The sequence below is a fragment of the Variovorax sp. GW821-FHT09B01 genome, assembly GCF_059418345.1.
This window is the reverse complement of sequence record NZ_JBWKPQ010000041.1, coordinates 18,082-40,596: the sequence shown is the minus strand read 5'-3', so window position 1 is coordinate 40,596 and position 22,515 is coordinate 18,082. Positions and strand designations below refer to the sequence as shown.

At 71.1% G+C, this 22,515-nt stretch carries 9 protein-coding genes; 8 read left to right on the top strand and 1 reads right to left on the bottom strand.

The annotated features are described in order from the left end of the window. Positions 1-89 precede the first annotated feature (89 nt). Positions 90-689 (bottom strand): hypothetical protein, encoded by a 600-nt coding sequence (locus AC07RV_RS44645; protein WP_296787449.1) that lies wholly within the window; start codon positions 687-689, stop codon positions 90-92. Positions 690-968: 279 nt separating this feature from the next. On the opposite strand from AC07RV_RS44645, the gene AC07RV_RS44640 reads away from it, so the two are divergent. The 8 genes from AC07RV_RS44640 to gspE all read left to right on the top strand — a co-directional run bounded on the left by AC07RV_RS44640 (position 969) and on the right by gspE (position 22,506). Further along, positions 969-14,048 carry a filamentous hemagglutinin family protein gene (locus AC07RV_RS44640; protein WP_444814390.1) on the top strand — a complete coding sequence of 4,360 codons (13,080 nt, stop codon included), beginning with the start codon at positions 969-971 and terminating at the stop codon, positions 14,046-14,048. A gap of 84 nt (positions 14,049-14,132) precedes the next feature. Continuing rightward, positions 14,133-14,819, top strand: coding sequence for an RNA polymerase sigma factor (locus AC07RV_RS44635; protein WP_296787446.1), 687 nt, complete (start codon positions 14,133-14,135; stop codon positions 14,817-14,819). A 176-nt stretch (positions 14,820-14,995) separates the two neighbouring features. Continuing rightward, positions 14,996-15,448, top strand: a complete 453-nt coding sequence (gspG, locus tag AC07RV_RS44630; protein ID WP_296732536.1) for a type II secretion system major pseudopilin GspG — start codon at positions 14,996-14,998, stop codon at positions 15,446-15,448. A gap of 99 nt (positions 15,449-15,547) precedes the next feature. Then, the gene (gene gspK / locus AC07RV_RS44625) at positions 15,548-16,504 is read left to right on the top strand and encodes a type II secretion system minor pseudopilin GspK (protein WP_296787445.1); all 957 of its coding nucleotides are present in this window, start codon (positions 15,548-15,550) and stop codon (positions 16,502-16,504) included. Continuing rightward, entirely contained in the window at positions 16,504-17,727 is a 1,224-nt protein-coding gene (gene gspL, locus AC07RV_RS44620) for a type II secretion system protein GspL (protein ID WP_296787443.1), read from the top strand. Before gspK ends, gspL begins: the two co-directional genes overlap by 1 nt. Then, on the top strand, positions 17,724-18,302 hold the full coding sequence (locus AC07RV_RS44615; protein ID WP_296787441.1) for a type II secretion system protein M: 579 nt from the start codon (positions 17,724-17,726) through the stop codon (positions 18,300-18,302). Before gspL ends, AC07RV_RS44615 begins: the two co-directional genes overlap by 4 nt. Next, positions 18,302-21,067: a type II secretion system secretin GspD gene (gene gspD, locus AC07RV_RS44610; protein ID WP_296787439.1), complete on the top strand. Its 2,766-nt coding sequence runs from the start codon at positions 18,302-18,304 to the stop codon at positions 21,065-21,067. Before AC07RV_RS44615 ends, gspD begins: the two co-directional genes overlap by 1 nt. Further along, on the top strand, positions 21,064-22,506 hold the full coding sequence (gspE, locus tag AC07RV_RS44605) for a type II secretion system ATPase GspE (RefSeq protein WP_296787437.1): 1,443 nt from the start codon (positions 21,064-21,066) through the stop codon (positions 22,504-22,506). The genes gspD and gspE overlap by 4 nt, the downstream gene beginning before the upstream one ends. Positions 22,507-22,515 lie beyond the last annotated feature (9 nt).

Here is a 22,515-nt window from a genome sequence, read left to right as displayed (position 1 = left end):
TTGCAAGGCATCAGCCTTGCTGCGCACGGGCGCCTTGCATCCAGCCCCTTTGCGGGGCAACGCGACCCCTTGCATAGTGTTAACAGGCCCTAGGCCCGCGGGCCTCGCTCCGGATAGACGAAACCGATCCGCGCATGCACCCCGCCCGAGTGCGCGAACGAGAGCCAGCCGAAAAGCCAGGCCAGCAGCAGGTTCCACAGCAGCGCGTTGGCAATCGCGGCGAGCGTGGCGGCGCCGTGCGCGGCCGGCCAGGTGATGTCGGGCAGGAACCCGCTGCCCCAGCCAACCGCAAGGAACAGGGCTGAGCCCATGCGCCGGCTCATGCTGCGGTAGTGCAGCGCGAGCGTCTCGCGGCAGGCATAGGGCTGCCGGTGCTGGCGCTGGTTGATGCGCGCGATGCTCGCCGCATTGACGAGCGCGACGATACCCAGCAGCGAGAACCAGAAGGCGGGATGGTCGCTGCGCGCATCGATCGCCAGCAGCGTGCCCACGAGCCAGAAGCTTGGTGCCATCGCTGTGGCCAGCAGCCACGAGGCCAGCAGGCACGCCTGCCAGGGCGCGCGCCAGTGCAGGGCGCTGGGCGCGTCGGGGGCGTCGGTCCAGGCGTGCGGGGCGGCCGAAGGCGCCCAGGCGGGCACCGCCGATGCCGCATCGCCCGGGGACAGCCAACGGCGTAAAGCCGCTTTCATCGTCATCTGATAGTGTTTTCGAGGATGTGGAGGGAGCTTCGGCGAGCTGCTCTCCTATAGACGGATGCGCGGACCCATTCCCGCAATCCGTCGGTGGCGGCGGCTGCCGCCCATCGTTCCTGCGCCGTCGGCCGTCAGACGAAAGAAAACACTCGGCCGCCAAGAATTTCGAAGATCGGTCTGCGGGTTTGCCAGTTGGTACTCGTCTAGAAAACGGTCGCCCACGCCATGGTGCGTGGAGCCGGCCTGGTTTCGACATCCACTTCGGCAGGAATACTCATGAGCACACGCGGGGGCAGCGGCAGGGAACGGGCAGGGCAGGCGGGGGGCACGTCGTCATGGCGCCTGGCCCCGATGGCGCGGGCCATCGCGGTGCTGGTGGCGGCGGGCGGCATGATCGGCGGCGCGCACGCGCAGCGCGCCTTCAGCGCGGGCTGGATGGCGCAGAAGAACCTGAACCAGAGCACCGCGGTGCAGACGGGCCGGCTGGCCAACGGCATGGCGGCATCGGCTCTGACCAGCCCGCAGGCGCAGCAGCAGCGTGCCAACGAGCAGCTTGGCCGCTCGATCAACAACCTGAACCTGGCGGCACGCGGCATCGCGGCGCAGCAGGCCGCGCAGGCGGCCGCGCGCCGTGCCGCGGGCAACGATCCCTCGGTGCCCGACGGCCTGGCCGAGGGCGGCCTCGAGATCGACACCAACAGCCTCACCGCCGGTTGGCACAACGCCAATGCACCGGTGCAGACGCAGGTCGACGGCCGCACCAACGTCGCGATCCAGCAGACCGGCGACAAGGCGATCCTCAATTGGGAGACCTTCAACGTCGGGCGCAACACCACGGTCGATTTCAGGCAGGACCCGAGCTGGGCCGTGCTCAACAAGGTCAACGATCCGCAGGCGCGCCCTTCGCAGATCCAGGGCCAGATCAAGGCCGACGGCACGGTGCTGATCGCCAACCGCAACGGCGTGGTGTTCTCGGGCACCAGCCAGGTCGACACGCGCAACCTCGTGGCCGCCGCGGCCAGGATCACCGACGAGCAGTTCCGCGGCGGCGGTGTGTACGGCAGCGATACCACCGCGAGCTTCACCGATGCCCTGGGCAAGGTCGAGGTGCAGGCCGGCGCGCAGATCAGCACACGCACGCCCCAGTCGGCCACGCAGGGCGGCGGCTACGTGATGCTGCTGGGCAGCGAGGTGCACAACGCCGGGCAGATCAGCACGCCGTCGGGCCAGACGGTGCTCGCCGCCGGCGACAGCTTTTTCATCCGCAAGGGCGTGGGCTCGACCGGCAACCAGCTCTCCACCACGCGCGGCAACGAGGTGACGCCCGCGTTCGGCCCCGACAGCCTGGCGGGCAAGGTCGTCAACAGCGGGCTGATCCAGGCGCCGCTGGGCGATGTCACGCTGACGGGACGCGAGGTGCGCCAGGACGGCGTGGTCCTGAGCAGCACCTCGGTCAACACCCGCGGCACGGTCCACCTGAAGGCGATCGGCGATGCCGGCACGGTGACCTTGGGCGCGGGCAGCACCACGGCCATCGTGCTGGACATCGGCAACGCCACCGCGCTCGACAGCCAGCGCGCGGGCCTGATGGCGCCGGTCATCGACGGCACGGGCGACATCGTCGCGGCCGGCAACGATCGCAGGGATCTCTCGCGCATCGAGATCGGCAGCGGCGGCACGGCCGACTTCGAGGGTGGCTCGCTGACGCTGGCCACCGGCGGCCAGGTGATGGTCGATGCGAAGCGGCGCAGCCTGGTGCGCGATGGCGCGCTGATCGACGTCTCGGGCGCCATCGGCGTCAAGGTCTCGATGGAGTCCAACAACGTCAAGGTCAACATCCAGGGCAACGAACAGCGCGATGCCCCGATCAACCGCGACGGCAAGAGCCTCAACAACAACGACGTCTGGATCGACCGCCGCAGCCTGGTCTTCGTGCCCAAGGGCACCAACGGCTATGCCAGCGACCGCTGGTACACGGCCGGCGGGCTGCTCGAGGTGTCGGGCTATCTGGGCACCCAGGGCCACACGGTGGGCGAATGGATGGCGCAGGGCGGCATCGTGCAGTTCTCGGGCAACGACGTCGTCACCCAGAGCGGCTCGCTGGTCAACCTGTCGGGCGGCACGCTCGATGTGCAGACCGGCTTTCTCAAGCAGAGCTGGCTCAAGGGTTCGGACGGCCGGCTCTACGAAGTGTCGAGGGCGCCGGGCGACCTGCTCTACAAGGGCCTGTACAAGGGCTTCGAGGACGAGCACGCGCGCTGGGGCAAGAACACCACCGACTACTTCTACAACCCGCTGATCGGCCCGCAGCGGCGATTGGAGAGCGGCTACACAGCGGGCCGGGATGCCGGCGTGCTGGTGATCGGCACGAAGAGCGCGGTGCTCGAGGGCGAGATCGCGGGCGACACCTTCCAGGGCAGCCGCCAGACGCAGGCGGCGCAGGCCGCGCTCGACGGCTACAACCAGTCGCAGCAGGCGGTGGCGCGCCGCGGCCAGCTGGTGGTGGGCAGCTATGTGCCCTATTACGTCAAGAGCAGCGGCAGCTGGGTGTATGGCCTGAGCGCCAATGCCGACACGCCGCAGAACGTGGTCATCGCCGAAGAGGCACGCAAGATCGCCGCCGGCCTGGGCCTGGACGGCGTGCTGCCCGACGACCGCGGCACGACCTTGTACCTGGACAGCGCGCAACTCAGCGGCTTCGAGCTCGGCGGCATCAGGATCGCCGCGGGCCGGCGCATCGCGGTCGAGGGCGCGCTGCAGGCGGCCCCGGCCGGCGAGATCACGCTGTACGGGCCGCAGGTCGAGGTGAAGGCCGATCTCCGCAGCGCGGGCGGAACGATCCGCCTGGGCAATGTGCTCGAGCAGGTCAGCGGCAACCTCCGCGTCGAGGACACCATCCTGGCGGCACCGAACGGCGTGACGGCCGGTGTCACCGTCGCGGATGGCGTCAGGATCGACACGCAGGGCCTGTGGAGCAACCTGCTGAAGGACCCCGCGGACATCGCCGCGCTGCCGTACCGGAACGGTGGGCGCGTCTCGCTGCGCAGCACGGGCGACGTCACGCTGGCGCAGGGCTCGCTGATCGACGTGTCCTCGGGCGCGGCGATCATGAGCGATGCCAGTGTCAAGGGCGGCAAGGGCGGTGACATCACGCTGCAGGCTGGCCGTGGTGTCGCCAGCGCCAGCGCGGGCACCGAGCCCGTCGACGGGGTCCTGTCCCTGCAAGGGCAATTGCGCGCCCATGGGGTTGCAGGCGGCGGCACGCTGGATCTGCAGACGGCGCGGGTGCTGATCGGCGGCGCGCCCGATGCGCCCGCGGAACCCGGGACACTGCGCCTGGACGGCGACTTCTTCACCCAGGGCTTCTCGGCCTACAAGGTCGTGGGCGAGCACGGGACGACAGTGGCCGACGGTGCACAGGTCGAGGCGAGGATGCCGGTGTTTCGCCTCGTGGCGGGCGCCAAGGATCTGCCGACCGGCAGCCCGTCTTCCGCAGCGCTCGAGGTCTGGACACCGCCGTTGTACCAGGAGGATCCCGCGGCGGGCGTGCTGACCCGGCGTGCCGGCGCCAGCCTGACCTTGCAGGCTGGAGATGCCGATACGACCGCGAGTTCGACCACGCTGCTAATCGGCCGCGATGCGCGCGTGGCCGTCGACCCCGGGCAGTCCATCGTGCTGCGCAGCGCTGGACAACTGACCGTGGACGGCCGGCTCGATGCCTGGGGCGGTCGCATCGAGCTGGGCAGCATCTCCGCGAAATTGAACGCCGACGAGGCCAAGGGGCTGTCGGCCTGGATCGGCGAGCATGCCGTGCTCGACGTGGCCGCGCGCGCCGCCACCGCGGTGGACGTGCAGGGGCGCCGCTATGGCCTGGTGGGCGATGGCGGGCAGATCGTGATCGGTGGCGAAGTCGATCCGCGCGATGGCAGCAGCACGGCCGTGGATCGGTTCGTGGTGCTGCGCGAAGGCGCACTGCTCGATGCCTCGGGCGCCCAGGCGGTGCTCGACGTGCCGGGGCAGGGCCGCACGGCAGTTGCAAGCCATGGTGGCTCGATCTCGCTCGGTTCCACCCGGGGGCTCTACCTCGACGGCGAGATGCGCGCGCTGGCAGGCGGTGCGGGAGCGGCGGGCGGGCAGCTGTCGGTGAGCATCGCCAACTCCGGCGTCATTCCCGAAACGCCGGTGCCGCTGCGTCAGATCCGCGAACTGGTGTTGGGTCAGGGAAAGGCGCCGAGCGCGTTGGCCGCAGGCATCGGTGCCGAAGAGGCCGCCGATCGGCTGCAGTACGGCCATGCGCGTCTGGGGGCCGACCAGGTCAGCACCGGGGGCTTCGATACCTTGACACTGCACAGCGGCGGCATGATCGCCTTCGATGGCGGCGTGTCCCTGTCGCTGGGGCAGGCGTTGAATCTCTATGCGGGCTCGCTGGGATGGACGGATGCCGCGGTTGCGGACAGCCGGGTGAAACTGGCCGCTCCCTCCATCCGTTTGGCAGCCTCGGCCCTGGCCGACAATCCTTCGGGCAGCCGTATCGATTGGCTGGGCATGCATTACGGTGATTCGCGGCTGAACGTTTCCGGTCAGCCCCTGATGGGCAGCCTGAGCCTGGAAGCCGGCCGCTTGCTCGAGGTTCGCGGCGGCAAGGGCCTCGGCAGCGGCGGCCAGCTGACGATCCCCGGCGCCACGAGCGCGGAGGACCAGACGGTCGACCGGCGCGGCATCGCGCAGATCGCACTGCGCAGCGGCGGGGATCTGCGCTTCGATTCGGGCACGCTCTACGCGCCGGGGGATCTGACCCTGGCCGCGGCGCAGATCTATCCGGTCACCGGCGTCGAGGCGGCGGTCTATGCCGGTTGGCGCGGCAAGACCGCCGGCTTCGATTCCGAGCGCATCCTGACGCTGGCGCGCACCACCGACGAACTGCCCGAGCTGCCGTATTCGGTGTTCGGCAGCCTCACGCTGGGCGCGGCCGTGATCGATCAGGGCGGTGTGCTGCGCGCGCCGCTGGGCGCGCTGAATCTCGGCGTGAACAAGGGCGGCGACGCGGGCAGCATCACGCGCGCCGTGAACCTGCTCGCGGGCAGCGAGACCTCCGCCAGCGCGGCGGGCCTGGTCATGCCCTATGGCGGTACGAACGACGGCGTGGCCTGGCAGTACGCCGGCGAGCAGGTCAAGCTGCAGGGCGTGGGGACGGCCGCCGTGGGCAGCGTGCGCCTGCTGGGCGAGCACGTGGACGTGCGCGAAGGCGCCACGATCGATCTGTCGGGCGGCGGCACGCTCGCGGGCGCGGGCTTCGTGTCGGGACGCGGCGGTTCCACCGATGCGCGTTTCAATCCGCTGGTGCAGATCAACGCGAAGGGTGGCTTCACGCTGCCGGGACTCGGCAGCAATCCGGTCTACGCGATCGTGCCGGGCAAGCCGGCCGGCCAGGCCCCGATCGGTGGTGAGGCCGGCGCGGTAGACCCGCTCGTGGGCCAGCAGATCACCATCGGCGCGGGCGTGCCCGGCCTGCCCGCGGGCACCTACACGCTGATGCCCTCGACCTATGCGCTGCTGCCGGGCGCTTTCCGCGTGGAGATCAATGGCGCGGGCGGGTTGCGCGAACAGGGCGTGCCGGCCGCGACGATCGCGATGCGCAATCGCTCGTGGTCCACCGCGGGTCGCCTGTCGGTGGCGGGTACTTCCATCGGCGACAGCCTGGCCAGCCAGGTGATCCTGACACCGGCCGACGTGCTGCGCACCTACTCGCAGTACAACGAAACCTCCTACGCCGATTTCGTGCGCGCCGATGCCGCGCGGCTCGGCGTGCCGCGCGCGCAGTTCGAGGCGGATGCCAAAACGCTGCTGCTCGAACTCGCCGACCGCACGGCGAACCGGCAGGAGCTCAGCTTCCGGTTCGACGGCACGGTGCTCGGCAACCCGGCGAAGGACGGGTACGGCAGCACGCTGGCCGTGCTCGGCAACACGATCGAGATCCTGGGTGATGGTGCCCCGGACATGACGCACGGCGCCGCGCTGCGAGCCGCGGACCTCGGCAAGATCGACGTGAACCGGATCGCCATCGGCGGCATGCCGCTGGCGGTGTATGGCCAGGGCGGCAACTTCGTGCGCTTCAACGTCGGTGCTGCGCCCTCCCGCGGCATCGTCGTGCGCAGCGGCGCTGTACTCGCCGCGCCCGAAGTGATGCTGATCACCCAGGGCAATGCGGAAGTGAGCGCGCCGATCGAGATCGAGCGCGGCGCGATCATCAGCACGCTGGGCCAGGGTGCGGCAGCCTATGACTCGGGCAACGGCTTCGTCTACCAGCCGGGCACGGCCAGCGTGGTGACGGTCTCCAACGGTCGCCTGCAGTGGCTGGCACCGGGAAAAACCGATACCGGATCGCCTGGTCCCATCCGCATCGGCACCTGCACCGTCGGCGACTGCACGGGAACGACCCGCCTGTATTCGGAAGGCAGCATCGCCTTCGCCACCGACAACGAATTCGAACTCGACAGCGCGGTACGCTACGGCACGCGCCACCTGAGCCTCGCGGTCGGTGCCTTCAATGTCGGCAGTCCCGAATCGCTGGCCGCAGCGAGCGCCCGCGGTGCGCTGGCCCCGGGTCTCGCACTCAATCAGCAGGTGATGGACCGCCTGCTGCAGGGCGACACCGAGGCCGGCGCGCCGGCGCTGGAGACGCTGGAACTGATCGCGGGCGGTTCGCTGAACTTCCTCGGCTCCGTGAGCCTGTCCACGCTGGACGCGAACGGCAAGTCGCGGCTGGACAACCTGATGCTGACCACGCCGGCCATCTATGGCTACGGCGGCGCCGGCGACACGGCCCGGGTCCAGACCGGCCACCTGATCTGGAACGGCGCGGCCGGACAGCCCGGCGCGGTGGTGGCCGATGGCGCCGGCACGGGAAGCGGCAGCCTGGACCTGCAGGCCGAGCGCATCAGCTTCGGCTACGGCCCCTATGGCCAGCCCGATGGCATCAGCGCGCTCGACCGCCAGGTGCTGGGCTTCGCCAACGTCAACCTCGCAGCCAGCGAGCGCATCACAGCCAACAACAAGGGCACGCTGGCGGTCTACCAGCGGCAGGGCGAGTACGTGGCCGGTAAGGGCTACCAGTACAGCGGCGGCAACCTGAACATCGTCACGCCGCTGTTCACCGGCGAAGCGGGCTCGGTCAACCGCATCAACGCGGGCGGAGCGATCTCCGTCACCGCGCCGGCCTCGGGCGCCGCCGACGCGGCACCGATCCAGGCGCTGGGCGCCGAGCTGTCGCTGATAGCCGGCGGCGCGTTGAACCTCGACACCACCGTGGCGCTGCCCAGCGGCAAGCTCACGCTCACCGCCGAGACCGACCTCGTGCTGGGCCCGCGGGCGCGCCTCGACCTGGCGGGACGCAGCATCACCTTCTTCGACGACCCGGGCGCCACCCAGTACAGCTGGGGCGGCGACGCCACGCTGGAAAGCCGCCGCGGCAATATCCGCCAGGCCGCGGAGTCGGTCATCGATCTCTCGGCCCGCAACAACCAGGCAGGCCGCCTGACCGCCATCGCGCTGGACGAGGCCGCGGGCCTGGTTGACCTGCAGGGAAGCATCCTCGGCGGCGCCAGCGGCCGCTACAACGCGGGCGGCACCCTGGTGCCCTACCTGGCCGGCGGCATCGAACTGCGGGCCCAGCGCCTGGGCGGCGCCGGCAGCCTGGACCAGCAGTTCGCGGCGCTGAACCAGCGGCTGAACCTCGGCGAGGTGTTCGGACTGCGCAGCTTTCAGTTGAAGCAGGGCAGCCTGACCATCGGCAACGAGCTCAAGGCCAGCCAGGTCGAGGTCTCGGTGGACAACGGCCATCTCACGGTGGCGGGCACCGTCGATGCCAGCGGCGAGCGCGTCGGCAGCATCCGCCTGGCCGCGAAGCAGGGCCTGACATTGGCGGGCAGCGCCGTGCTCGACGCGCACGGCACGCAGCTGCGGCTGGACAGCTACGGCCAGATCATCGACAGCCCGAACCGGGCCATGGTCGAGCTCAATTCGGGCGAGGGTTTGCTGACCTTGGCCGAAGGCGCGCGCATCGACCTGCGCCACGGCACCGACGATGCGCGGGTGAAGGCGCGTCCCGCGCTGTACGACGGCCGCGAGCGCGGCACGCTGGACCTGTATGCGCCGCGCATCGATGGCGCGGGCGGCGCGGGCACGAGCGCAGCTGCCACCTATGGCGATATCGCGATCGACGCGAGCGGCCGGCTCGACATCCGGGGCGCGCGGTCGATCGCGGTCAATGCGGTGCAGCGCTATGCCGACGCCGAGTACGGCCAAGTCAAGGGCCCGAACGGCCAGCCCGTGCTCGATGCCAACGGCAGGCCGGTGCTGGACCTGTCCGCCGATGGCCGGCCCTACCAGGTGATCGACCAGAAATACCTCGACGAAAAGCACGGCGACAGCACGGCATTCATCGGCAAGGCCCTGGCCAATGCCGACCTCCTGAACCGCAAGCTCGCGGGATTGAACAACGCGAGCTATCGCGACGCCTTCCATCTGCGGCCGGCCGTGGAGATCGTGAGTGCCACGCCCGATGGCGCGATGGTCGTCAGCGGCGATATCGACCTGTCGGGCTACCGCTATGCCAGCCTCAACCCACATGTGCAGAAGACCGGCATCTATGGCTCGGGCGAGCCGGGCGCACTCGCGATCCGCGCGGGCGGCAATCTCTCCATCTACGGCAGCATCAACGACGGCTTCGCGCCGCCGCCCGATACGCCCGACGACAAGGGCTGGGTGCTGACCCCGGGCGTGCAGGCCTTCGGCGGCGACGTGGTGGTGCCGGGGCCGGGCGTCACGCTCGCGGAAGGCACGCGCTTCGTGGGCGGCAAGGTGCTCAATTACGACCTGCCGATCCAGGACCTGATGCTGCCGGCCGGCACCGTCGTGCCGGTGTCGGCGACGCTCAACGAGGCCCTGGCATTGCCGGCCGGCACCGTGCTGCGCGCCACGGTGCGCGACGCCGCGGGCAATGTGCTGTACCCCGCCGGCACGGTGTTGCGGCAGGGCGTGACCCTGCCCGCCGGCGCGCGCCTGGATGCCGGCAGCGTGCTGCCGGCGCAGGCCGCGCTGAAGGCGCTGACCTGGCCGCGCGGCGTGCCGCTGCCGGGCCTGTCGGTGCTGCTGGCCGGCAACCTGGCCTTGCCGACGGGGGCGCTGATTCCGTCGATGACCGACGTGAAGCTGCCGGGCGATGCACTGTCGGTGCCGTTGCGTACGGTGACCGATGGCCGCATGGGACGCAACTGGGCGGTGGGGGCCATGCTGCCCGAAGGCTCGCTGTCGTGGTCGCTGCGCCTCGTGGCTGGTGCCGACACCGCCGCGGCCGATACCCGGACCGTGCAGCCGTGGACCGAAGCCAGCCTGGTGCTGGCCGATACGCACTACAGTCTGTATGAGCAGCACAAGAAAACGGTCATTCCCGGGCGCCCGGGTGGTGCGTGGTACTGGAACGAGGCGGGCGCGATTCTGTGGGGGTTCGAACCCAATACGCCAGTTCCGGTCGACTACGAGTGGGCTTGCGACGACGCAATCTCGTGTGCTCGTGTCAGCTACCTGTGGGATGTTGCCGGCGCGGAACTGTGGGGGTTCACGCCCAATACACCGGTGCCGGCAGACTACGTGTGGGCGTGCGCCGATGTCGGGGCTTGCATCTCGCTGGGCGAGCCCATTCCGGAGCAGATCATCGTCGGCGAAGTGATCAAGGTCCATCCGCTGGCTCAGAACTTCAGCGTGCTTCGTACCGGGACGGGCGATCTGGATCTGATCGCCGGTGGCGATGTCGCCACGCATTCTCTCTACGGCATCTATACGGCGGGCACGTCCACCGCTTCGCGTGCCGGCGCAGAGGCCGGCGCCTTCGACCGGGCGCGTGGCAAGGCGGCCGACGGCACCTACCTCGGCACCAAGAACTCGGCCGTGCCGCCCGAGGGCCTGCCGTCGGCGGGTTCGATCTACGAATCGCTGGTCAACGGCAGTGCGAGCAGCACTTATGCCGCCTGGTATCCCGATGGTGGCGGCAACCTGCTGTTGCGCGCGGGTGGCGATCTGAAGGGAGACCTGCTGGCAAGCTACGAGCCGGGCTTTCCGGGTCAGGAGTTGCGGTCCCAGCGCAGCAGCGCCGACATCGGCAACTGGCTGTGGCGCCAGGCCAGCGGCGGTACGGCCGGCGTGGACCCGATCCCCACCGCCTGGTGGATCAACTTCGGGACCTATGTGCCTGGAACGGCCGTAAAGAACACCAGCTACATCCTGGACCCCACGGATCTTCCGGAGGTGGCCGCGATCCCGGAACTGGTCGGTTTTACCGGCATTGGTACCTTGGGGGGAGGCAACCTGAACATCGAGGTGGGTGGCAATGCCGGCCTGACCTCGCGTCGCGGCGGCGATGCCGGTGCGAGGCCGCGCAGCGAAGGCCTGGCGCTGGCCGTGGGGAGCACCGGGCGGGTGACCGCCGATGGTCGCCTGATGCTCACGGGAGGGGGCGATCTGCAACTGCGCATCGGCGGCAACCTGAATGCCGGATTGCAGGCACGTGCCGCGACCTCCGATGGCAACCCCAATGCGGCTGTCGACCTTTACCGCACGCAGGACTTGAATCTCAATGGCGTGCTGGCCAATCTGCGCGGCGCCGTGCAGATGCAGGCCGGCGAGTTGGGAGGCATCGCGCTGACGTACTACCGCAACGGTCCTCCCGACGCCGATGCCCGCGAGGTTCGCGCCTACGATCCCTACACGGCCACGCTCGGTACCGCAACAGGCGGTCTGGTGTTGAAGCTGGGCGATGCGACCGCGACGCTGGACACCCGAGGGGACCTGGTCGTGGCGGGCAGTGGTGATCCGGGACGCGCGCCGCTGCCGTACCTGCTGCCCTACACCTTCGATGGCACGCGCTACGAATCGGGCGGCCAAGGCTGGTTCTCGCTGTGGACCAACAACACCGCCATCAACCTGATGTCTGGCGGCGGGGATCTCACGCCCGTGACGCCAGTGGTGAAGGCTGCCGAAGGCACGCCACGGCGCGACTTCGACGCGACGGACGGCCGGCTGGTCTACCCATCGCAGCTCAATGCAGTGGCTGCCTCGGGCAGCTTGTTCCTGCGGGGAGATTCGTCGCAGGGTCAATCGCTCTTGCTCGCGCCGTCCGCCAATGCCGGACTGAGTCTTCTGGCGGGAGACTCCATCTATGCCGGGGGTTATGTGGTGAGTCTGTCCGGGGCCGGCACCGACGCTTTGCCTACGCCTTCGAAGCCCGCCTTCGCGGCCTTCCAGTTGAAGGACAACGCCCCGACCATGGCACCGCACAACTTGGCGGACGATGCCGTCTATCCGGATTTTTCGTCGGGTGGCAGGTACCCGCTGTTCGTCTTCGGTCCGGATACGGCAGCAGCCGCCATCCGCCAGACCGTGGCGCCAGCGCGGCTGTACGCGAGGGACGGCGACATCCTCGGCCTCGAGAGTGGCGGAATCCTGGCGTTCACCAGCGGCGGACGCATCGGGCAGACGTGGTATGAGGGATCGGGGCCGGTCTGGATGCGGGCCGGGCGGGACATCGTCCGCTCCGGGTCCGTGCTGGGCCAGACACCCGCTAACCTTCCGCGCGAATTGCTGGAGACCGCCTCGGGCCCCGGCACCGGTGGCACCCGAACCGGCAACCTCTTCGTCCACAACGACCCCACCGACGTCTCCATCGTCCAGGCCGGCCGCGACATCCTCTACAGCAGCTTCGACGTCGCCGGCCCCGGCACGCTCGAGATCAGCGCGGGCCGCAACATCCTGATGGCGGGGCAGGTCGGACAGACCCTGCAAGGGGTGCCCGTGTACGGCGAGACCGCCGTGCGCAGCATCGGCCCGGTGGTGCCCGGCGACGCGCGGCCCGGCGCGGGCATCGTGATGCAGGCCGGCCTGGGCAGCCAGGGCGCCGACTACGCCGGCTTCCTGCGGCGCTACCTCGACCCCGCGAACCTCGCGGACAGCGGCGCCTCGCTGGCCAGCCAGCCGGGCAAGGTGCCCTACGTCTACAGCGGCAGGCTGACCCTGGCCGACTGGCTGCGCGAGGTGCATGGCTTCACGGGCGAGGACAAGGACGCGCCGGCCTTCCTCGACCAGCTGCAGGCCCGCCGCGACGCCGACAGCAGCCTGCCCAAGCGCATCCTGCGCAACGACTACCGCGCGGCGAGCCAACTGCACCTGGTGAACTGGCTGGAAGACCGCTACGGCTACGACGGCTCGGAAGACGCGCTGACGGTCTTCAACCGCCTCTCGCCCGAGCAGCAGCGCGTCTATGCGCGCGGCGTGTACTTCGCCGAGCTCAAGGCCGGTGGCCGCGAATACAACGAGGCCGGCAACGCCCGCGAGGGCAGCTACCTGCGCGGGCGCAACGCGATCGCCGCACTGTTCCCCACGGCCGATGCGCAGGCGCGGCCCATCGTCTACCAGGGCGGCATCACGATGTACGGCGCGGCCGGGGTCAACACCCTGTTCGGCGGCGACATCGAGACGCTGACGCCGGGCGGCAGCCAGATCTTCGGTGTCGAGGGCCAGGCGCCGGTGGCACTGCCGGGCGTCGTGCCGGGGCTCGTGACGCAGGGCGCGGGCAACATCCATCTCTACGCGCTCGACGACATCCTGCTCGGCCAGAGCCGGATCATGACCACCTTCGGCGGCAGCATCCTCGCCTGGTCGGCCGAGGGCGACATCAACGCGGGCCGCGGCTCGAAGACCACGGTGGTCTACACGCCGCCCAAGCGCGAGTACGACACGTGGGGCAACGCGACGCTGTCCTCGGACGTGCCGAGCACGGGCGCGGGCATCGCGACGCTGGCGCCGATCGCGGAAGTGCCGGCCGGCGACATCGACCTGATCGCGCCGCTGGGCACCATCGACGCAGGCGAAGCCGGCATCCGGGTCTCGGGCGACGTCAACATCGCGGCGCTGCACGTGGTGAACGCCGACAACATCGTGAGCCAGGGCAAGTCGACCGGCATCCCGGTGGTCGCGGCGGTCAACGTCGCCGCGCTGACCAATGCCAGCGCTGCGGCCTCCACCGCGGTCGCGGCCGCGCAGGACGCGATGCAGCGCGAGCGCGCCGTGGCGCGGCAGAACCTGCCATCGGTGTTCACGGTGCGCGTGCTGGGCTTCGGCAACGAGCCGGCCGAAGAGGGCAAGCAGGCACCGCCGCCACCGCGCGCCGGCCTGCAGGGCAAGGCACCGATCCCTTACGACCCGCGCAGCTTCGTGCAGATCGCGGCGCACGGCGATGCCTTCGACCCGGCCGTGATGTCGAAGCTGACCGAGGCCGAGCAGCGCGAGTTGCGCCGAGGCAAGTAGCAGTCGGTCGCCCATGCCGTGCCGCGCGCCCCGTGCGCGGCACGGCGCGAGCGATCCCACGAGACCCTGGATGCGGAGGTTCCCATGTTGGACATGAGTCCCTGGCTGTGCCTGGAGTCGCCGGAGGCCGGCGGCCATACGGACCGCGAGGCGCACGAGGACGCGGGCAGCGCGCTGCGCGAGTTCCTGGTCGCGAACTACGGCCGGCTGCACCGGCGCCTGCTGCGCCATCTCGGCGATGCCGACCTGGCCAGCGACAGCCTGCACGACGCCTGGCTGCGGCTCGGCGACATGGCCGCGCCGGCGGTGCAGAACCCCGAGGCCTACGTCTACCGCACGGCCTGCAACGTGGCGGTGGACTGCCTGCGCCGCAACCGTCCGCAGCCGCATGTGGAGGATGGCGAGGCGCTGTTCGAGTTCCTGGTCGACCGCGCGCCGGGCCCGGAGTCGATCGCCGAGGCGCGCTCGGACGTGCACGCGGTCGATCGCGCCATGCAGCACCTGCCGCGCCGCCATCGCGCCGTGCTGGTCGCGCTGCGGCTCGAGGAGAAGACGCGCCAGGAAGTCGCGGACCGGCACCAGATCTCGCTGCGCAGCGTCGACACGGCACTGCGCCAGGCGCTCGCGCACTGCGCGCAGGCCACGGGCCAGACGGTGCATGCGGGGATCGAACTGCGCGCGACCACCGCGCCGGCGCCGCGAAAAACACGCCGGCAGGCCGGCCCGAATTCCGCCGCGGCGCAGCCGGCCGCGCGGCACTGCCGCGCCTGAGCGGCGAATGTGACGTCTTCGCTCGACATGTTCGAGATGAAAGGGCACCGGGGTAGAGCAAAACGACTCATGCGGTGCGCCAGGGCGCGCGAATCCTCCCGAGTTCTTTCCATCAGCCTGACACGCGGCCCCGCCATGATTTCCTGCTGCAAACGGTAGCGACTGGAGCGAACGACATGGCCGCAGGGATTCTCGGACGGAAGCATCTGCGCCAGGCGCCGCAGCAGGGATTCACGCTCATCGAGCTGATGGTGGTGCTGGTGATCATGGGCGTGCTCGCGGCGCTGATCGTGCCGAACCTCATGAACCGACCGGACCAGGCGCGCGCCATCGCGGCACGCCAGGACGTGGGCGCGATCATGCAGGCGCTCAAGCTGTACCGGCTCGACAACGGCGAGTACCCCAGTGCCTCCCAGGGCATCCGCGCGCTGGTGGAGAAGCCGAGCTCGGGCAAGATCCCGGCCAACTGGCGCAACTACCTGGAGCGCCTTCCCAGCGATCCCTGGGGCAAGCCCTACCAGTACCTGAACCCCGGCACCAACGGCGAGATCGACGTGTTCTCGCTCGGTGCCGATGGCGAGCCGGGTGGAGAGAAAGCCAACGCCGACATCGGTTCCTGGCAACTCTAGGGCCCGGACATGGATGGCGTCCGGGAGCGGCCCGCGGGCCTGCAAAGGCAGGCTCGCGAAAGACAAGCGTGCGCCCGGCCGGCGCATGGGCAGCGCGGCATGGCCGTCGTTGCCGCGCTGCTCGTCGTCGCGGTGATCGCGGTGCTGGCGGGCGCGCTGCTCGAGCGGCAGACCGCGGCCATTCGCGCAGCCCAGTCGGCGCAGACGCGGGCACAGGCGCAGTGGCTGCTGCGCGGCGAGGTCGGCCGCGCGCAGACCGTGCTGCGCGCTGCGGCGCAGCGCGCGCCCTACACCCGCCTCGACGGCACCTGGAGCCAGCCGGTCGACGGCCAGGTCCTCGGCCGGATCGAGGGCGAGCCGGCGCTGGCGTTCACCGAGATCGTCGACGAGCAGTCCAAGTTCAACCTGCGCAACCTCGTGAACGCCGGGCAGTTCGATCCGGTGGAGGGCGGCGTCTTCCTGCGGCTGTGCGCGATGGTCGGCGTGCCGCCGGACCAGGCCGGCCGCATCGCGCGCCGCGTGGCCGTGAGCCTGGTGGAGGCGGAGCGGCGGCCGGCCGGCGCCACGCCGGTGGCGGAGGGCGAAGCCGCGGAGGAGACCGCCCGGCAGCTCGACCTCGAGAGCCTGCCCGCGCGCGAACAGGCACCGCGGTTGCGCACGGTCGACGACCTGCTCGCGGTGCCCGGCGTCGATGCCGGCAGCGTGGCGCGTCTGCGGCCCTATCTCACGGTGCTGCCGCAGCGCACCTGGATCAATGCCAACACGGCGCGCGCCGAGGTGCTGGCCGCGTGGGTGCCGGGCCTGTCGCTCGACCGCGCGCGCGCCGTGCTGCAGGCGCGCGACAACGGCCAGTGGTTCATCAACCGCGGCGATTTCGTGAACCGGCTGCAGATGCCCGGGCTCGACGAGAGCGCGGTCCTCATCGGCATCACCAGCCGCTGGTTCCGCCTCTCGAGCGCGCTGCAGACCTCGCGCACCACGCTGCTGATGCAGGCCCTGCTGTACGACGACAAGGAAGTGCTGCCCCAGGTGATGTGGCTGCGGGAGGGGGCTTGATGGAACGCGTGGACCTGCTGCGCCTGATGCTGCCGCCCGCGCGCGCCGTCGATACCGCGCCCGTGCGCTGCGCATGGCGCACGGCGCAGGGCTGGCAGGGCGCGACGCTGGAGAACCTGGCGGCGCTCGCCGCGCTGTCCACCCCTTCCCGGCCGCGGCGCGTCGAGGTCTGTCCGCATCCGGGCGACGTGTCGATGACCACGCTCGAGTTGCCGCCGCTGCCCGCCGCGCGCCTGCGCGTCGCGGTGCTCGGCGCGATCGAGCTGCTGGCGCTGGCCGCGCCGGCCGACCTGGCGGTGGGCATCGGTGCGCGCGATGGCACGGGCCGCGTCCCGGTGGCCTGGATGAGTGCCGAGGCGCTGTCGGCCTGCCTGCGCGCGCTGCGCCAGCACGGCCTCGCGGTGCAGGCGGTGCTGGCGCCGCCGGCCTTCCTGCCGGCACCCGACCAGGGGCTCGCCGCGCTGCGCGTCGACGGCTGGGCGATCGTGCGCGCCGGTGCCGGCAGCGGCCTCGTGCATCCGCTGGCCGCGGCGCAGGCCGATCCGGTGCAGCTCGAAGCCCGGCTGCGGCCGCTGCTGCCTGGCGCGCTGCCGCTGCACTGGCTGGCCGAATCCGAGGCGTCGTCGTTCGCCGGCAGCGGATGGGCGTGGACGCTGCCGATGGCCGCGAGCGGCGGCGAGGGCACGGACCGGCGCTGGCTGCGCCCGGCCATCGGCTGGAGCGTGGCGACCGCCGCCGTGTGCCTGCTCGGCCTGCAGCTCCAGGCCGCGCGCGTCGCCGCCGAAGGCCAGGCCCTGACGCGCCAGATGGCGGCGCAGGTCAAGGCCGCCTTTCCCGAGCTGCCGGTGGTGCTCAACCCGCTGCAGCAGGCGCGGCAGTTGCGCGATGCGCGGCGCGCGGGCACGGCCATGGGCGGCATCGAATCGGCGGATTTCGCCGCGCTCGTGCGCGCCGCCACGGCGGTGCTTGCGCAGGCCGAGGGGCAGGTGCAGGGCCTGGACTTCCGCGACGGCCAGTTGCGCGTGCGCTGGCGCGCGGGCGTGGTGCTCGGTGCCGACGAGCTGAAGGCGTTGCAGGCGAGCGCGCAGCAGCGCGGCCTGCAGCTCCTGCCCGAGGAGGGCGGCCTGCGCGTGGCGCTCGCCGAGACCAAGCAGGGCGGCGAGGGCGGCGTGGCGCCGGCCGCCGCTTCGAAGACCGCCGCGCAGAACGGAGCCGCACCATGAAGCGCGGGGCCACCGCATCCTGGCAGCGCTGGACATCGCCGCTGCACGCGCGCCTGCAGCCGCTGCGTGCCCAGCTGCAGGGCCGCTGGCGGGCCCTGTCGCGGCGCGAGCGCGGGCAGGTCCTCGCGATGCTCTGCGTGGTGACGGTGGCGGCCGTCTGGCTGCTGGGCATCAAGCCGGCGCTGGACACGCTGCGCTACTGGGACGGCGAGCTGCCGCGCCTGCGCTCGCAGGCCGCGGCGCTCAAGGACGTGCTGGCCGACGTGGGCGGCCCCGCCGTGGTGGCGGGCGATGCCGCGCGCGACCCGGCCGGCCGCGTGCGCGCCAGCCTCGATGCGGCGGGCCTGGCCGGCGCCTACCGCTTGAGCGAGGCGGGCGCCGAGCTGCAGATCGAGATCGAACGCGCCGCGGATGCGTCGCGCGTCGCGGCCTGGCTGCTCGCCGCGCCTGGCGCGCTGGGCATGACGGTGAACAAGGCCATGTTGCAACGGTCCGAGGACGCCGGCCCCGATGGCCGGAACGACGTCCGGGCCACGGTCGCGCTGACGGCGCGGCCTCAATCAGGGAATCGATGATGATGCGAGCGGTGGCGGGAAGAACGGGAAGATGCTGGGCACTGGCGTGCCTGGCCCTGGCGGGGTGCGCTTCGACCGCCTCCACCGAGGCGCCGCTGTTCCGCGAGGGGAACTACGTCCCGAGCTCGGGCGCCGGGGCCGAGGGCGCGGCGCAGGCGCAGCCCGTGGCGTCGCCGGCCACTTCGGCCGCGCCGCCCGCGCGCGTGGTGCGCCCGACCGGGCAGGACCGGCGTGCCGCCGCGGCCACGCCGGCACGCACGGCTGCCACCGCGACGACGGTGGCGGGCGCCACCGGCAGCGACGACCGCTCGGTGCTGAACTTCGTCGATGCCGACATCCAGTCGGTGGTTTCCGCGCTGTCGCGCTTCCTGGGACGCAACTTCGTGATGGACCCGCGCGTCAAGGGCCAGATCACGCTGGTCTCCGACGGCGAGGTGCCCTCGAAGACCGCCTACGACATGCTGGGCTCGGCCCTGCGCATGCGCGGCTTCACGATCGTCGACGTCGGCAACGTCAGCCGCGTGGTGCCGGTGGCCGACGCCAAGCTGCAGGGCGGCGCGGTCAATGCGCGCACGCCGGGCGGCGGCATCGCCACGCGCACCTTCAGGCTGGCCTACGAGAACGCCGAGGCGCTGGTGCCGGTGCTCAAGCCGATGATCGCGGCCGAGAGCAACATCGCGGCCTACGCGGCCAACAACACGCTGGTCATCACCGACTACATCGACAACCTTGAGCGCATCGCGCGCATCGTCGAGAGCATCGACACGCCGACCTCGCTCGACACCGACGTGGTCAAGGTGCACAACGGCGTGGCGGTGGACATCGCGGCGCTCGCCAACGAGCTGCTGCAGGGCGCGGGCAACGAGACCCGGCGCGACATCGTGGTGCTGGCCGATCCGCGTTCCAACAGCGTGATCGTGCGTTCGAGCAGCCCGGCGCGCACGGCGCTGGCGCGCGACCTCATCGTCAAGCTCGACAACTCGCAGGACGACCCCGGCAACCTGCACGTGGTGTACCTGCGCAATGCGCAGGCGACCTACCTGTCGGGCGTGCTGCGCGGGCTGCTGACCGGCGACTCGGGCAGCACGGCGCTCGGCAGCGGCGATGCCGCGCGCGCCACGCTCGGCGCCGGCGGCATGTCGGGCGGCGCCGGGGCGCCGGGCGGTGCGGGCCGCACGACGACGGGCACTTCTTCCACCTCCTCGTCTTCGTCCTCCTCCTCCTCGTCCGCGCAGGGCGGCGGCACGCGCGGCAGCACCGGCGGCAGCCGCTTCGGCGGCGGCGGCGCGCAGCAGGGCGGCTCGGGCAGCGGCAGCACGGGCACGGCCTTCTCGGCCAACGGCGTGACGGTGCAGGCCGATGCCACCACCAACACGCTGATCATCGCGGCGCCCGAGCCCATGTACCGCAGCGTGCGGCGCGTGATCGACCTGCTCGACCAGCGGCGCGCGCAGGTGCTGGTCGAGAGCCTGATCGTGGAGGTCACCGAGCAGGACGCGGCGCAGCTGGGCATCCAGTGGATGCGCAACAACGGCCGCTTCATCGGCGGCACCAACCTCGGCGGCGGCACGGGCCTGAACACCAGCGCCACCAACACCATCGACCTGCTGCCCAAGGGCCTGAACCTCGGCGTGCTCGACGGCACGGTGAAGCTGCCCGGCGTGGGCGAGATCGCCAACCTCAACCTGCTGGCGCGCGCGCTGCAGACCAAGGGCGGCGTCAACATCCTCTCGACGCCGAACATCATGACGCTCGACAACGAGGCGGCCTCGATCATCGTGGGCAAGACCGTGCCCTTCGTCAGCGGCCAGTACATCACGCCCGGCGGCGGTGGCTCGGACAACCCGTTCCAGACCGTGACGCGCGAGGACATCGGGCTGCAGCTCAAGATCCGGCCGCAGATCTCCGAGGGCGGCACGGTCAAGCTCGACATCTACCAGGAGGTCTCGAGCATCGACGACCAGAACTCCGGCATCGCGGGCATCGTGACCAACAAGCGCGCGCTCGACACCAGCGTGCTGCTCGACGACGGCCAGATCATGGTGCTGGGCGGCCTGCTCGAGGACAGCGTCACCAGCACCACCGAGACGGTGCCGGGCCTGGGCACGATCCCGGTACTCGGCAACCTGTTCCGCTACGACAAGCGGCAGCGCGCGAAGACGAACCTGATGATCTTCCTGCGGCCCTACGTGATCCGCGATGCCAATGCCGGCCGCGGCCTGACCCAGGACCGCTACAACTTCATGCGCACGCAGCAAAGCCGCGTGCAGCCTGGGCGGCACCTCGTGCTGCCCGACATGCCGGCACCGATCCTGCCGCCGCCCGACCTGCCGGTGGCCGGCGCGGCCCCCAGGCTGGACCTGCGGCCCGAGCAGTGGAGCAGCACGCGCGAGCAGGGTCCGCCGCCCACCCGGAGCGAGCGCGAGGTGCACCAGCCGCTCGCGCCGAACGCGCCGCGCGAGCCCGAGATGCGCTCGCAGCTGCCCGCCAACGTCGGCGTGACCGGCGATCCGGCCGTGCTGTACGCCACGCCAGAGAACAACCGCAGCGTGCTGCAGGTGGCGGACCTCGCGCAGGAGCCCGACGCGGTGCGCATCGCCAAGCGCGTGCGCATCAGCGGCCTGCCCGCGTACATCGTGGCCGGCCCGGGCGGCATCGGCTATGCGGTGCGCGTGGACCTGCCGCGCGATGCGCGCGCGGTCGACACCGCGGCGGGCGTGCTGCGCGAACTGGGCTACCGGCCCGAGATCGTGGTGGCGCCATGAATGCCGCGGCACAGCCGACCTTGCCGCACGGTTGGGCGCGTGCGCAGCGCCTCGTGGTGCAGGGCGACAGCGAGGCCATGGCGCTGGTCCTGAGCCCAAGCACGCCGGGCTGGGCGCTGGCCGAGGCGCAGCGCCAGACCGGCCTGCAGGCCTGGCACGAGGTGTCCGAGGCGGAGATGGACCTGCTGCTGTCGACCCGCTATGCCGAGGCCGGCAGCGCCGCCGCCGTGGTCGGCGCGGCCGAGTCCGAGGTCGACCTGGAGCGGCTGATGCAGGACATCCCGGCCGTGACCGACCTGCTCGATGCGCAGGACGACGCGCCCGTCATCCGCATGATCAACGCACTGCTCGCGCAGGCCGCGCGCGACGGCGCCAGCGACGTGCACTTCGAGGCCTTCGAGACCCACTCGGTGGTGCGCTACCGCGTCGACGGCGCGTTGCGCGACGTGGTCTCGCCGCGCAAGGAACTGCATGCCGCGCTGATCTCGCGCATCAAGATCATGTCGCAGCTCGACATCGCCGAGAAGCGCGTGCCGCAGGACGGCCGCATCACCCTGCGCGTAGGCGGGCGGCCGATCGACGTGCGCGTATCCACCGTGCCGACCGTGCATGGCGAACGCGCCGTGCTGCGCCTGCTCGAGAAGGACGCGGGCCGGCTGCAGCTCGAGCGGCTGGGCCTGGCGGGCGACACGCTGGAAGCGCTGACGCGGCTGATCCGCCAGCCGCACGGCATCGTGCTCGTGACCGGGCCGACCGGCAGCGGCAAGACCACCACGCTCTATGCCGCGCTGGGCCAGCTCGACAAGAGCGTGAGCAACATCCTCTCGGTGGAGGATCCGGTCGAGTACGACCTGCCGGGCGTCAACCAGATCCCGGTGCACGCCAAGATCGGCATGAGCTTCGGCGCCGCGCTGCGGGCCGCGCTGCGCCAGGACCCCGACAACATCATGATCGGCGAGATCCGCGACCTGGAGACCGCGCAGATCGCGGTGCAGTCCTCGCTCACGGGCCATGGCGTGCTCGCCTCGCTGCACACCAACGATTCGATCTCGGCGGTCACGCGGCTGACCGACATGGGCATCGAGCCCTTCCTGCTGTCCTCGTCGCTGTTGGGCGTGCTCGCGCAGCGGCTGGTGCGCTGCCTGTGCGTGCGCTGCAAGCGCGCCGAGACCCAGGCCGACGGCAGCACCCGCTGGGTGCCGGTGGGCTGCGGCCATTGCAACCACACCGGCTTCAAGGGCCGCACCGGCATCCACGAGCTGTTCGTCATCGACGACGAGATCCGCCGCATCATCCACGACGGCGGCAACGAGCACGCCATGCGCGAGGTGGCGCGCCGCCGCGGCATGCGCACCATGCGCGAGGACGGCCAGCGCTGGGTCGCCGCGGGCATCAGCACGCCGGAGGAGATCCTGCGCGTGACGCGCGACGACAGCTAGCGCCGCACC

Excerpts from the sequence above, each read along its gene's own strand:
- AC07RV_RS44640 (WP_444814390.1), top strand. The coding sequence starts at position 969 with ATGAGCACACGCGGGGGCAGCGGCAGGGAACGGGCAGGGCAGGCGGGG.
- gspG (WP_296732536.1), top strand. The coding sequence starts at position 14,996 with ATGGCCGCAGGGATTCTCGGACGGAAGCATCTGCGCCAGGCGCCGCAG.
- gspE (WP_296787437.1), top strand. The coding sequence starts at position 21,064 with ATGAATGCCGCGGCACAGCCGACCTTGCCGCACGGTTGGGCGCGTGCG.
- gspD (WP_296787439.1), top strand. The coding sequence starts at position 18,302 with ATGATGCGAGCGGTGGCGGGAAGAACGGGAAGATGCTGGGCACTGGCG.
- gspL (WP_296787443.1), top strand. The coding sequence starts at position 16,504 with ATGGAACGCGTGGACCTGCTGCGCCTGATGCTGCCGCCCGCGCGCGCC.
- AC07RV_RS44615 (WP_296787441.1), top strand. The coding sequence starts at position 17,724 with ATGAAGCGCGGGGCCACCGCATCCTGGCAGCGCTGGACATCGCCGCTG.
- gspK (WP_296787445.1), top strand. The coding sequence starts at position 15,548 with ATGGCCGTCGTTGCCGCGCTGCTCGTCGTCGCGGTGATCGCGGTGCTG.
- AC07RV_RS44645 (WP_296787449.1), bottom strand. The coding sequence starts at position 689 with ATGAAAGCGGCTTTACGCCGTTGGCTGTCCCCGGGCGATGCGGCATCG.
- AC07RV_RS44635 (WP_296787446.1), top strand. The coding sequence starts at position 14,133 with ATGTTGGACATGAGTCCCTGGCTGTGCCTGGAGTCGCCGGAGGCCGGC.